The organism is Sorangium sp. So ce693 (genome assembly GCF_051521375.1).
Lineage (GTDB): Bacteria > Myxococcota_A > Polyangia > Polyangiales > Polyangiaceae > Sorangium > Sorangium atrum.
Genome location: NZ_CP150347.1, coordinates 5,639,582 through 5,652,637, shown reverse-complemented (window position 1 = coordinate 5,652,637; position 13,056 = coordinate 5,639,582). Strand labels below are relative to the sequence as shown.

Sequence of the window (13,056 nt, the reverse complement as noted above, 5' to 3'; positions counted from 1 at the left end):
CTGGTATGCCTCACGACCGCTCTCCGGGCGATCACCATGGACAAGCTGGATTGCCTCGCCGCCCCGCCGCCCAAGCAGCGGGGGATCTTCTGCAACCGGACGCTGAATCTCCGTTCGATCAAGGCGATCGGATACGACATGGATTACACGCTGATCCACTACCGGGTGGAGGCGTGGGAGCGTCGGGCCTATGAGCACCTCCGGCACCTTCTGGAGAGCGAGGGCTGGCCAGTCGGCGACCTGACGTTCGAGCCGGACCTCGTGATCCGAGGGCTCATCCTGGACACCGAGCTCGGCAATCTGCTCAAGGTGAATCGGTTCGGCTACGTGAAGCGGGCCTACCACGGCACGAAGCCGATCGACTTCGAGACACAGCGCGCGACCTACGCGCGGACGATCGTCGACCTCGCGGACGGGCGCTACGTCTTCCTGAACACGCTCTTCTCGCTCTCGGAGGGGTGCATGTACGCGAAGCTGGTCGATCTGCTCGATCAGCGCCGGCTGCCCGAGGTGCTCGGCTACAGCGATCTCTATCGCCGTGTGAAGGATCGCCTCGACGCGACGCACATGGAGGGGCAGCTGAAGGCCGAGATCATCGGCGATCCGGACCGGTTCGTGCTGCTCGATCCGGAGATCCCGCTCACGCTGCTCGACCAGAGGGAGGCGGGCAAGAAGCTCGTCCTGATCACGAACTCGGAGTGGGTCTACACGCGCGCGATGATGAGCTACGCGTTCGACCGCTTCCTGCCGGGCGGCATGACGTGGCGCGACCTGTTCGACGTGGTCATCGTCTCCGCGCGAAAGCCGGAGTTCTTCTCGAGCCGCAGCCCGCTCTTCGAGGTGGTCACGGAGGACGGCCTCCTGCGCCCGGCCGGCCGGCTGCGCGTGGGCGGGCATTACCTGGGCGGCAACGCGGGGCTCGTCGAGCACCACCTGGGGCTGTCCGGCGACGAGATCCTCTACATCGGCGATCACATCTATGGAGATGTGCACGTGTCGAAGAGCGCCTTGCGGTGGCGCACGGCGCTCATCATCCGGGAGCTCGAGGACGAGATCGTCGCGATCGAGGAGGCGCGCGGGGCCGAGGCGCGCCTCGATCTCTGGATGCGGGAGAAGGAGGACGCCGAGCGCGTCTATGCCAGGCTGCGCCTGGAGCTCCAGCGGATGCGCGCCGGCTACGGGCCGGTCTCCGGGGCGACGGAGGGCGAGATCCAGGTGAAGATGAACGAGCTCAAGGCGAGCCTCGCGGCGCTCGACGCGCGGATCGCGCCGCTCGCGAAGGCGTCGGCCGAGACGTTGAACCCGAGGTGGGGGCTGCTCCTCCGCACGGGCAACGACAAGAGCCACCTGGCCCGGCAGATCGAGCGTTCGGCGGACATCTACACGTCCCGCGTCTCCAACTTTCTCCTGGCGACGCCTCACGTGCTGCTCCGCTCGCACCGCGGGAGCCTGCCGCACGATCCCATGGGCGCGCCGCCGGGCGCCGAGCGGCAGAACGGCGAGCCCGCCCCGGTCGACGACGCGACGCCCGTGGGCATGTAGGCGGCGCCGCCGCCGGCCTGCCGCGCGGCGGCGGCCTCAGGCCGCGAGCCGCTGCGCGGCGCTGTCGAGGATGTCGAGGCACCCCGACAGGCTGTCGCAGAAGAGCAGCTCGCGCCGGAGGGCCGACGCGCCGGGGAGGCCGCGGAGGTAGCCGGTCAGGTGGCGTCGCGTCACGCGCACGCCGTGCGGCTCGCCGCGCGCCTCGGTGTTCGCGATGAGGTGCGCGCGGCACAGGGCGAGCCGCTCCTCGGCCGTCGGCGGCGGGAGGTGCACGCCATCATCGAGGAGGGCCCGGGCCTCGCGGAAGATCCAGGGGTGGTCGATGGCGGCGCGGCCGACCATCACGCCGGCGCAGCCCGTCTCGCGGAGGGCGCGGGCCGCGTCGTCGGCGGTCTTGATGTCGCCGTTCACCACGACGGGGATGGATACGACCTCGCGCGCCCGGGCGGCCCAGCCCCAGTCGGCCGCGCCGCTGTGCCCCATCTGGGCCGTGCGGCAGTGGATCGTGAGCGCGGCGACGCCGGCGTCCTCGAGGCGGCGCGCGAGGTCGACGATCGGCATATGGGACTCCGGTCCCCAGCCGATGCGCGTCTTCACGGTGACCGGGAGCGCGACAGAGCGCGTCACGAGGCGGGCCATCGCCACCATCGCCTCCGGATCGCGGAGCCAGCCCGCGCCCGCGCCTCGACCGGCGATCTTCGGCACCCAGCAGCCGCAGTTGATATCGAGGAACGCCGGCCCGGCCTGCTCGGCGACGCGCGCGGCCTCGGCGAGGCGCTCCGGGTTGGCGCCGTAGATCTGGATCGCCGTCGGCTGATCGCCGTCGGCCAGGGCGAGCTTGCGCCGCGCGGTCTTGCACCCGCGCAGCAGCCCCTCGACGTTGACGAACTCCGTCACGCACAGCTCGGCGCCGAGCTCCCGGCCGACGCGGCGGAACACGGCGTCCGTCACGTCCTCCATGGGCGCGAGGACGACGGGGCGGCTTGCGAACAGCCGGCGAAAGCTTTCGGGCGACAGCGGCACGGTGGCGAGCTTTCAAGCATGGATCCGGCCGGTTGACCAGGGCGACCGCCTCGGCACGAGGCGCAAGGGCCCGCTGAGCTCGAGCCCGCGGCGTCGGGGCGCGAGCGGCGCCGCGGCTGCCAGGGCCGCGGGCCGGCGGCCGAGGCGAGAGCGAGACCCCAGGCGCCCGGTCACCTCGCCGCGCTTCGGCGTCCCGCCACGCCGCGCCCCCGAGGCGCTGACAGGATTCATGACCTCGCGGGCTTGTGTGCGCAGGGTGGACGAACACGGTATGTGGGGCAGCGAACGGTCATGTTGGTACGACATCCGGGGTGGGAGACGGCGGGCACCGCAGCCCGGCGTCGTGGCCGAGGAAACCTGCCGCGCGAGAAGCCAACAACGCTCGCTTGACGTTCGTCGTGGCTCTGGCGACCCTCGAGATTGCCATGAAGCGTGCGCTGCTCCGAGAGGCTCTCCGCGCTGAGCGATCGGCCGCGGCGCGCATGCTCAGAGAGCGCGAGACTCGCCCGCTCGGCACGCGGCGCAGCGCAACGGGCGCCCACGACACCGAGAGCGTCCGCCGCGCGGTCCGCCGCGCTTTCCGGGTCGCGCTCTGGATATGGCCCGCGTTCACGCTTGTCGACATGTTCATGGCGACCGTGCTGTACCCCGCGGCGCCGGTGTGGCGCTGCATCGTCCTGCGCGTCGTCGAGCAGGCGCTCTCCCTGGCCGTGTACCGGCTGTCGGGGCGCCCGACGCTCTCGGGGCGCGTCGTGCTCCTCGGGTACGAGGCCGCGTTCCTCACCGCCGCGATCTTCATCTCGCTGATGGCGCTCGATTTCGGCGGCCTGACGAGCGCGTACATGCACGGGCTCTCCATCGTCGTGCTGCTCCGCACGGCGCTCGTTCCCGCGCCGTTCAGCAAGGCGCTCCTCGCCTCCGCGCCGATGTTCCTCGCCTTCCCGGCGACGATGGGCATCGCCGCGATCTTCTCCCCGTCGATCCATGCGGCGTGGCTCGATCCGACGACGCTGCTCACGGCCGCGAGCCATTACATCTTCGTCCCCGCCTCGGGGGTGATCGGGGCGCTGTCGAGCCACGTCGTGTGGGCCGCGCAGCAGCAGGTCTATCAGGCGCGCAAGCTGGGGAGGTACCGGCTCGAGGCGCCGATCGGCAAAGGGGGGATGAGCGAGGTCTGGCTCGCGTGGGACGAGACGCTCCACCGCGACGTCGCCCTCAAGCTCCTGAGGACGCGAGACGCGCCGGACCCGGCGGTGCCGAAGCGCTTCGAGCAGGAGGCGCACGCGGCGAGCAAGCTCAGCGATCCGCACACCATCCGGATCTTCGACTTCGGAGCGAGCGACGACGGCATCTACTACATCGCCATGGAGCACCTGCGCGGGGCCGATCTCGCCGCGATCGTGCGCAGCTACGGCCCCATGCCCGTGGCGCGCGCCGTGCGCTTCGCCCTGCAGGCCTGCCGCTCGCTCATCGAGGCGCACGAGGCAGGGATCATCCACCGGGACATCAAGCCGCAGAACCTCTTCGTCACCCGCGTGGGCGACGATCACGACTTCCTCAAGCTGCTCGACTTCGGGGTCGCGCGGATGGTCGAGGGCGGCCGGGACGCCGAGCTCACGAACAGCGGTATGCTCTGCGGGACGCCGGCCTATATGGCGCCGGAGGTGTGCCGCGGGGATCGGGCGGATGCGCGCAGCGACATCTACTCGCTCGGGGGCACGCTCTACTTCCTGCTCACCGGGGAGCTGCCGTTCGAGGGCTCGTCGTCGGGGCAGCTCTTCGTCGCGCACATGACGAAGGCCCCCCACGCGCCGTCGGTGCGGCGCGGCCCGGCCGTCCCTCGCGCGGTCGATCGCCTCGTCCTGCGGTGCCTCGCCAAGGACCCGCGCCACCGTTTCCAGAGCGCGCGCGCGCTGTTCGATGCGCTGCTCCCGCTGCTCGACGAGTCTGCCTGGACGGCGGCCGACGCGGAGCGCTTCTGGGTGACCGAGCGCGCGGAGAAGCTCGGCCGCCCGGAAGCGCCGCTCGAGCGCCCCACGACGGCGCGCGGGGGCTCGACGCGGACCGCCTCCGCCCGATAGAGGCAGCGCGCCGTCGCGCCGCGCGCGCGGCCTCCGCCGCGCCGGCGACCGCGCGGTATCGACGCTGCACGGTAGTAGCGCATCGAAACGGCGCGGAGACGCACGAGGAGCTGCGATTTTGGATCATTCAATGCAGGAGATGAGGACCGATGTCGAGCGTGGGTTGAACGGGCCTCGGCCGCTCCGATTCGCCATGGTTCATGGCGGCAGCGCCCCGATCTCGGTGAGGAGGACCGATGCCCACTTTGATTACCGAGTGGAATCCGGACGATGATGGGTTTTGAGAGAAGACAGGGAAGCGAATCGCCCGTCGGCGCCTCGATCAAGGCGACGGGCGGGGCGACGACGTCGCTCATGTGCCTCTTCGCCTTCTATCTCACCTCCATGGGGGTCATGTGGTGGTGCTGCATGAGGCCCCGCTTCCTCATACGCCGCGTCCCGAGCCTCGCCGAGGCCGACGCCTGATCCCGGAGTACCCCGGACCGCTCGCAGACCCGTGCGGGCGATCCGGGGGCACCGTGGTGGCGGTCGAGGCTCTCTCCGCGGCCGCGTGAGGGAGCCTCGACCCGTCAGGGCGCCCGTCGCTTCATCGTCCGCTCATGACCCCTTGCCGGCGCCTTGACATGGCGAGGACCGAGCCGCGGCGGCGCCGCAGGGGGCGCGGAGCGAGCGTCAGCAGGGCTCCCCGTCATGCGGGTAGCCGTGATGGCGAGCGCGGCACGCTACCAGCCGCAGCCGCTCCAGCCGCCGCAGCCGCCGCCCCAGCCGCCGCCCCACCAGGGCCGGAAGCCCCAGCCGCCCCAGCCGCCGCCCCACCAGGGCCGGAAGCCCCAGCCGCCGCCCCAGCCCCAGCCGGGCCGGAAGCCCCAGCCGGGCCGGAAGCCCCAGCCGCCGCCCCAGCCGGGCCGGAAGCCCCAGCCGCCGCCCCACCAGCGCGCCGCATCGGGCTTCTCGCTCGTCGAGCCGGGGTCCGCGGCGCCGACATCGGGCGCGCCGGGGGCCGGCGCGCTGGCGCCTGCTGCGCTGGGGTCCGTCGCTCTCTCGTCCATCGCCGGATTCGCGCTCGACTCCTGATCAGCGGAATCCGTCTCGGCCTGGAACGCCTGCTTCGCCTCGTGGGTCTCGCTCATCACGTCGTCGGTGGGCGCGTCCGACGTCGTCGTCTCGGCCATGCAACCTGCCGCAGAGAGGGCCGTCGAGAGGGCGATGAGCGATGCGAACTTCGTCAATTGGCTCATGTTCCCGTTCTCCTGTGCACATCAATCCATGTCGAATGGAGTCATCGCCCGTCATGGCGACGAGCGTTGACACGCGGGGACCTGAGATCCCCCGCCGCACGATCATGTGTGGTGTCCGGGAGGTGATGTCGATTACCCCATAAAGGACACCTGAGACACCATGGACGCTTTCTGCGAGGCCGGCGGCGCGCGGAGAGGGCAGCATCGCGCGCTCCTTCCGCGAGGGCGCGAGGCGCGGCCGCGCGGCGCTCACCGGCCCCCGCGCCCTCCGGTGGGGCCGCGCGCTCTTCGCTGATCCTGCGCGCCGCGCGCAGCGTCATCGCTCTTGCTGGCCAGCGCGGAGGAGCGCAAGCGCGCCGGACTGCGATGCTGGCGAGGACCGGCCGCGGGAGGCCCTGTCCTCATGAGGCTGCGGTGGCGGTGCCTGGAACGCGAACAGCTCGATCAACGGAGATGGATCGGATGGCGCGGAGCACCCAGGCGCCCGCCGCGCGGCAGGCGCGGCGCGCGGCGAACGAGGCTTCATGAAGGCTCGCGCGATCGTGTCGTCCGCCCGGATCTCCAGCGTGAAGGGTGATAAGGAGATTCCCGCAGCTGCGCCTTCGAAGCACATGCGCTCGCGGTTCGCACCGGAGAGCGTCAGGCCCATCGTCGAACCAGCCGACGGCGCGCCACGTCCCGTCCTGGTCGATAGTCGGGCGCGAAGACCGATGGATTCGAGCGAAAGGAACGCGGTGGACTGGACGACGTGGGAGCAACGCGCAGGAGCGGCCCGCGAAGGGGCCTTGTGTCCACGCGTCGATGGCTGCGAAGGGAAGGGGCGCGAAGAGCGCGAGCGCGCCGTCGATGCGCGCGGCGAGCGCCGGGGAGGGGCTCGCCCGAGGCCGCCTGGAGGGAGCGCTCAGCCCGCGAGCTTCGCGCGGACCGCGGCGCCCATCCCCTGGGTCGACAGCTTGCCGCCGAGGTCCGCCGTCCGTGCGCCGCCGGCGATGGCCTGCGCCACCGCGCGCTCGAGCACGGCCGCCTCCTTGTCGAGCCGAAGCGAGTGCCGGAGCAGCATCGCGGCGCTCAGGATCGTCCCGATCGGGTTGGCGATGCCCTTGCCAGCGATGTCGGGCGCAGAGCCGTGGATCGGCTCGTAGACCCCGCGCGTCCCGTCGCCCAGCGACGCGCTCGGACAGAGCCCAAGCGAGCCGGCGAGCACGGCGGCCTCGTCGGTCAGGATGTCGCCGAACATGTTCTCGGTGACGATGACGTCGAACGCCGCGGCCGAGGTGATGAGCCGCATCGCGCACGAGTCGACGAGCTGATGCTCGATGCGGATCTCCGGGTGGCGGGCGGCGACCTCGGTCGCCACCGTGCGCCAGAGCCGCGACGACTCGAGGACGTTCGCCTTGTCGACGGACGTGACGAGGCGCCTGCGCGACGACGCGAGGCGGAACGCGAGCTCGACGACGCGCTGGATCTCCTCGTCCGTGTACTCGAGCGTGTCGACAGCGCGCCGGCGCCCGTTCACCTCCTCGCGGATGCGCGGCTTGCCGAAGTAGAGCCCGCCCGTCAGCTCACGAACGACCAGGATGTCGACGTCCGCGAGCCGCTCCGCCTTGAGGGGAGAGGCCTGGATGAGCTCCGGGAACAGGCGGATCGGCCGCAGGTTGGCGTACAGGCCGAGCCCCTGGCGCAGGGCGAGCAGCCCCTGCTCGGGGCGGACGCTCGCGCTCGGGTTGTCCCACTTGGGGCCGCCGACGGCGCCGAGCAGGACGGCATCCGCCGCGCGGCACGCGTCGAGCGTCTCCTGCGTCAGCGCCGTGCCGGTCGCGTCGATCGCGCACCCGCCGATGAGGTGCTCCGAGTAGCTGAAGCTGTGGCCGAACTGGGCGGCGACAGCGTCGAGTGTGGCGCGGGTTTCGGCGACCACTTCGACGCCGATGCCGTCGCCGGGCAAAAGAACGATATTGGCCTTCATGCGACCTCGCTGGCAGGCAACGTGGATGTGAACTGCTGCGGCTCTCTCGCTGCGAGCGTGAGCCCATACTCGATCCCGTCCGCGAGCGCATGCCAGGACGCATCGATGATGTTGGTCGACGCGCCGACGGTGCTCCACTCGCGGTGGGCGTCGCGGCTGTTGATGAGCACGCGCGTCGTCGCCGAGGTGCCGTCGCGCCCGTCGAGGATGCGCACCTTGTAGTCGACGAGCTGGATGTCACGCACGGCCGGGAACACGGGCGCGAGCGCCTTGCGGAGCGCGCCGTCGAGCGCGTTCACGGGGCCGGATCCCTCGGCCGCCGTGATCACCACCTCGTCGTCGACCGCGATCTTGATCATCGCCTCGGCGAAGGTGCCGACGCCCTCGCGCTGGCCCGCGATGACCTTGAAGTCGAGCAGCCGGAACGGCGGCTTGTAGCCCGGCGAGCTCCGGCGGAGCAGGAGCGCGACGGACGCCTCGGCCGCCTCGAACGACGAGCCGCGCGCCTCGCGCTCCTTGATCTGCTCCAGCACCTCGACCTCGGCGCCCGTCGGCACATCGAGCCCGAACTCCTCGGCCTTGCTGAGGAGGTTGCCGCGGCCCGACAGCTCGCTGACCACGGTCCGCATCGCGTTGCCCACGAGCGCGGGATCGATGTGCTGGTAGGACGCAGGCTCGCGCCGCATCGCCGCGACGTGCACGCCGCCCTTGTGCGCGAAGGCGCTCCGCCCGACGTAGGCCATGTGATCGTCGGGGGAGAGGTTCGCCACCTCGGCGACGTAGTGCGAGAGCTCGGTGATGCCGCGGAGCGCGCCGTCCGGGAGCGCCCGGAGGCCGAGCTTCAGCTCCAGGTTCGGGACGATCGCGCAGAGGTTCGCGTTCCCGCAGCGCTCGCCGTAGCCGTTGATCGTCCCCTGGACGTGGCGGGCGCCCCCGCGCACGGCGGCGATCGAGTTGGCGACCGCGCACTCGCCGTCGTTGTGGGCGTGGATCCCGAGCGGGTGGCCCAGCGCCGCCTTCATCTCGGCCACCACCGCCTCGATCTGCCAGGGCATCGAGCCGCCGTTCGTGTCGCAGAGCGTGACCACCTCCGCCCCGCCGCGCACGGCGGCGCGGAGCGTCTCGGTCGCGTACGACCTGTCGAGCGCGAACCCGTCGAAGAAGTGCTCGGCGTCGTAGATCACGCGGCGGCCGTGCGCGCGAAGGAAGGCGATGGTCTCCTCGATCATCCGGAGGTTCTCGTCGAGCGTCGTGCGCAGCACCGCCGTCACGTGCTGGACCGAGCTCTTGCCGAAGATCGTGCAGACGCTCGTCCCGGCGGCGAGGAGCGCGCGCAGCCCGGGGTCGTCCTCGGGGGCCAGCGAGGCCCGGCGCGTCGAGCCGAACGCGGCGATCTTCGCGTGCTTCCACTCGATGTCCTTCGCCCGCTCGAAGAACTGCGCGTCCTTCGGGTTCGAGCCAGGCCACCCGCCCTCGATGAAGGCCAGGCCGAACGCGTCGAGGTGGCGCGCGATATGCAGCTTGTCCTCGCACGCGAGCGAGATGCCCTCGCGCTGGGTGCCGTCCCGTAGCGTTGTGTCGTAGACGTCGACGCGGTCCGCGGGGCGGGCGCCCTGCTCCGCGCCGTTATGAGGCGGATTCATAAGGTTCGACTTCCTTGTGCGTGCAGCGAGATCGGGTCGCCGAGCTCATCGCCCCCCTGGGGGGCCTCCTGCGCTCGGCGCACGGCCCTACCTCGCGCTCTCGACGGCGGCGCCGTGGCCGCTCTGGTTGCTCTCTGACGCCGCCGCGTCGTCCTTGGGCTCGACGCCGTAGGTCGCGAGGAGCCGGTTCAGGGCGGTGAGGTATGCCTTCGCGCTGGCCACCAGGATGTCGGTGTCAGCGCCGTGGCCGTGGAAGACCCGCGCCGCGGCGTCGTGCTGCGGGTGCCGCTTGTTCGACGTCGCGTCCGCCCGGACGCGGACGCTCACCTCGCCGAGCGCGTCGATGCCCTCGGTCACCGCGTGCACCGAGAACTCGAGGAGGCTGCTCGGCACGCGGACGATCTCGTCGATCGCCCGGTAGGCGGCGTCCACCGGCCCGGTGCCGATCGCGGCGCGGACGTGCAGCGTCCCGTCCGGCCCGCGGAGGCGGACCGTGGCGGTGGGCATGCCGGTGGTCCCGCAGGCGACCTGGAGCGCGTCGAGCGTGTAGAGATCGTCGGCCTGCGCCCGCGTGGTCGAGACGATCGCCTCGATGTCGGGATCGGTGACGTGCTTCTTCTTGTCCGCGAGCGCCTTGAAGCTGGCGAACGCCGCCGCGAGCTGGGCCTCGTCGAGGTGGTAGCCGAGCTCCTCCAGCCGGTTGCGGAGCGCGTGCCTGCCCGAGTGCTTGCCGAGGACGAGCCGGGTCTGCGTCACCCCGACCATCTCCGGCCGCATGATCTCGTACGTCTCCTGGTGCTTCAGCATCCCGTCCTGGTGGATGCCGGACTCGTGCGCGAAGGCGTTGGCGCCGACGATCGCCTTGTTCGGCTGGACGTTGAAGCCGGTCGCCGCGCTGACGAGGCGGCTCACGGTGGCGATCTGGGTCGTGTCGATCCCGGTGCGCAGCCCGAAGACGGCCCGGCGCGTCGCGAGCGCCATGACGATCTCCTCGAGCGCGGTGTTGCCGGCGCGCTCGCCGATGCCGTTGATGGTCACCTCGGCCTGGCGCGCGCCCGCGCGGATGCCCTCCAGCGCGTTGGCCGTCGCGAGCCCGAGGTCGTTGTGGCAGTGGACCGAGACGATGGCGCGGTCGATCCCCGCCACGTTCTTGCGGATCCCGGCGATGAGCGCGCCGAACTCGCTCGGGATGGTGTACCCGACCGTGTCCGGGATGTTGAGCGTGGTGGCCCCGGCGGCGATCGCGGCCTCGAGCACCTGGTAGAGGAACTCCGGCTCGCTCCGGCCGGCGTCCTCGGGGCTGAACTCCACGTCGGCGCACAGGTCGCGCGCGTACGCGACCATGGCCCGCACGCGGTCGAGCACCTCGGCCCGGGTCATCCGGAGCTTGTGCTTGAGGTGGATGTCGCTCGTGGCGAGGAAGGTGTGGATCCGCGGGTGAGCGGCCCGGGCGACGCCCTCCCACGCCTTGTCGATGTCGACCTTGGTGGCGCGGGCGAGGGCGCAGATGATCGGCGGGTTCGCGGCCGGGCGGCCGGGCACCGCGGCCGCGCCCACGCGCTCGGCGATCGTCTGGACGGCGAGCAGATCGTCGGGGGAGGCGGCGGGGAAGCCCGTCTCGATGACGTCGACGCCGAGCTTCGCCAGCGCGAGCGCGATCTCGAGCTTCTCCGACGACGTCATCGTCGCGCCCGGCGACTGCTCGCCGTCGCGCAGCGTCGTGTCGAAGATGCGGACGTAATCGGACGGGGGCATCGCTTGATTGGCAATCATCTCAGGCATGGTGTTCTCCGCCGCCTCCCACGAGTGGAGAGGCTCAGTCGCCGGGCTTGATGGTGACGGGATCGATGAACGGCATCATCTTGCGCAGGTTGGCGCCCACGATCTCGAGCCGCTGCTCCCGCTCCTTCGCCCGCGTCGCCTCGAACTTCGGCCGGCCCGCCTCGTTCTCCGCGATCCACTTGCGCGCGAACTCGCCGCTCTGGATCTCGCCGAGGATCCGCTTCATCTCCTCGCGCGTCTTGTCGGTGATGACCCGCGGGCCCGACACGTAGTCGCCGTGCTCGGCGGTGTCGCTGATCGAGTACCGCATGTAGTTGAGGCCGCCGCGGTACATGAGGTCGACGATGAGCTTGAGCTCGTGCAGACACTCGAAGTACGCGATCTCCGGCTGGTAGCCGGCGTTGACGAGCGTCTCGAACCCTGCCTTGACGAGCTCGCTCGCGCCGCCGCAGAGCACCGCCTGCTCGCCGAAGAGGTCGGTCTCGGTCTCCTCCGCGAACGTCGTGAGGAGCACGCCGGCGCGCGACGCGCCGATGCCCTTCGCGTAGGCCAGGGCCTGGGCCTCCGCCTTGCCGCTCGCGTCCTGGTGGACGGCGAGGAGGGCCGGGACGCCGCCGCCGGCCTCGAACGTCTCGCGCACCCGGTGGCCAGGGCCCTTCGGGGCGATCATCGACACGTCGACCGACGGGGGGGGCGTGATCGTGTTGAAGCGGATGTTGAACCCGTGCGCGAACATGAGCGTCTTGCCCGGGCCGAGGTGCGGCGCGATCTGCTCGTTGTAGATGCGCGCCTGCGACGTGTCGGGGGCGAGGATCATGATGACGTCGGCGGCCTTCGCGGCCTCGGACACCGTGGCCACCTGCAGCCCCGCGGCCTGCGCCTTGGGCCGGCTCTTGCTGCCCTCGGGCAGGGCGACGATCACCGTGACGCCGCTGTCGCGCAGGTTCAGCGCGTGCGCGTGCCCCTGGGAGCCGTAGCCCACGATCGCGACCTTCTTGCTCTGGATGAGCGAAAGATCCGCGTCGTTATCGTAAAAAATCTTAGCCATCTCTCTCTCCTTACAACAGGGACCCGCACCTCGCGGCTCCCGTCCTTCACGTCATTCACGTCTCGCGCGCGCTATTTACACCGTCTCGCGCCGTCAGGAGGCGCCGTTCTCGGCCGTGCGCACGGGGATCGAGTCGAACCTGGCCTCGGCCTCCTCGGCGCCGCGGGTCATCACGATCATCCCTGTCCGCACCATCTCGATGATCCCGAATGGGCGGAGCACCTCGAGCAGGCCCTCGATCTTGTCGCCGGTCCCGGTGATCTCGATGGTCAGCGCCTCGGGGGCGACGTCGACGGTGCGCGCGCGGAACACCTCGCAGAGCTGGAGCACCTGCGCCCGGCTCGTCGCGTCCGCCTTCACCTTGATGAGCGCGAGGTCGCGCGCGACGGAGGCGGTGTGGGTGACGTCCCGGACCCAGAGGGTGTTGACCAGCTTGTAGAGGTTCGCCTCCAGGCGCCTCGCCCCGTCCTCGTCCGCCTCGAGGACCAGGGTCAGGCGCGAGATCCCGGCGATGTGGGTGCGCCCGACGCTCAGCGACTCGATGTTGTAGGCGCGCCGCCGGAAGAGGGACGCGACGCGGTTGAGCACGCCGGGGCGGTCTTCGACGTAGGCGATGAACGTGCGCAGGATGGGTCGATCCATGGATGCCTCTTGAAAGTCCCTCTTGTCTGTGGTGCGCGCGGCTCCAGCCGCGGCGCGCTCGGGCGCGCCTCGCCCGTCCGACGGGCGCACG

Annotated in this window: 9 protein-coding genes; 2 read left to right on the top strand and 7 right to left on the bottom strand. The window is 71.1% G+C overall.

Annotation, left to right across the window (positions count from 1 at the left end):
- The first annotated feature begins 36 nt into the window (after positions 1 to 36).
- The gene (locus WMF14_RS21120) at positions 37 to 1,542 is read left to right on the top strand and encodes an HAD-IG family 5'-nucleotidase (RefSeq protein WP_272099464.1); all 1,506 of its coding nucleotides are present in this window, start codon (positions 37 to 39) and stop codon (positions 1,540 to 1,542) included.
- Positions 1,543 to 1,578: 36 nt separating this feature from the next.
- Here the strand turns inward: WMF14_RS21120 and dusB are convergent, their stop codons facing one another.
- A complete protein-coding gene (gene dusB, locus WMF14_RS21115; protein ID WP_272099462.1) occupies positions 1,579 to 2,565 on the bottom strand; it encodes a tRNA dihydrouridine synthase DusB in 987 nt (328 codons plus the stop codon).
- Positions 2,566 to 3,047: 482 nt separating this feature from the next.
- Between dusB and WMF14_RS21110 the strand changes: the two genes are divergently transcribed.
- Positions 3,048 to 4,646, top strand: coding sequence for a serine/threonine-protein kinase (locus WMF14_RS21110; RefSeq protein WP_437803338.1), 1,599 nt, complete (start codon positions 3,048 to 3,050; stop codon positions 4,644 to 4,646).
- A gap of 722 nt (positions 4,647 to 5,368) precedes the next feature.
- Here the strand turns inward: WMF14_RS21110 and WMF14_RS21105 are convergent.
- The 6 genes from WMF14_RS21105 to ilvN all read right to left on the bottom strand — a co-directional run bounded on the left by WMF14_RS21105 (position 5,369) and on the right by ilvN (position 12,965).
- Positions 5,369 to 5,884 (bottom strand): hypothetical protein, encoded by a 516-nt coding sequence (locus tag WMF14_RS21105; protein ID WP_437803337.1) that lies wholly within the window; start codon positions 5,882 to 5,884, stop codon positions 5,369 to 5,371.
- A gap of 901 nt (positions 5,885 to 6,785) precedes the next feature.
- Positions 6,786 to 7,850, bottom strand: a complete 1,065-nt coding sequence (gene leuB / locus WMF14_RS21100) for a 3-isopropylmalate dehydrogenase (protein ID WP_272099456.1) — start codon at positions 7,848 to 7,850, stop codon at positions 6,786 to 6,788.
- Positions 7,847 to 9,493 carry a citramalate synthase gene (cimA, locus tag WMF14_RS21095; RefSeq protein WP_437803336.1) on the bottom strand — a complete coding sequence of 549 codons (1,647 nt, stop codon included), beginning with the start codon at positions 9,491 to 9,493 and terminating at the stop codon, positions 7,847 to 7,849. The genes leuB and cimA overlap by 4 nt, the downstream gene beginning before the upstream one ends.
- Positions 9,494 to 9,580: 87 nt before the next feature.
- Positions 9,581 to 11,275 (bottom strand): 2-isopropylmalate synthase, encoded by a 1,695-nt coding sequence (locus WMF14_RS21090; protein ID WP_437803335.1) that lies wholly within the window; start codon positions 11,273 to 11,275, stop codon positions 9,581 to 9,583.
- A gap of 34 nt (positions 11,276 to 11,309) precedes the next feature.
- Positions 11,310 to 12,323, bottom strand: coding sequence for a ketol-acid reductoisomerase (gene ilvC, locus WMF14_RS21085; RefSeq protein ID WP_437330431.1), 1,014 nt, complete (start codon positions 12,321 to 12,323; stop codon positions 11,310 to 11,312).
- A gap of 93 nt (positions 12,324 to 12,416) precedes the next feature.
- Entirely contained in the window at positions 12,417 to 12,965 is a 549-nt protein-coding gene (gene ilvN, locus WMF14_RS21080) for an acetolactate synthase small subunit (protein WP_012236361.1), read from the bottom strand.
- Positions 12,966 to 13,056: the final 91 nt, after the last annotated feature.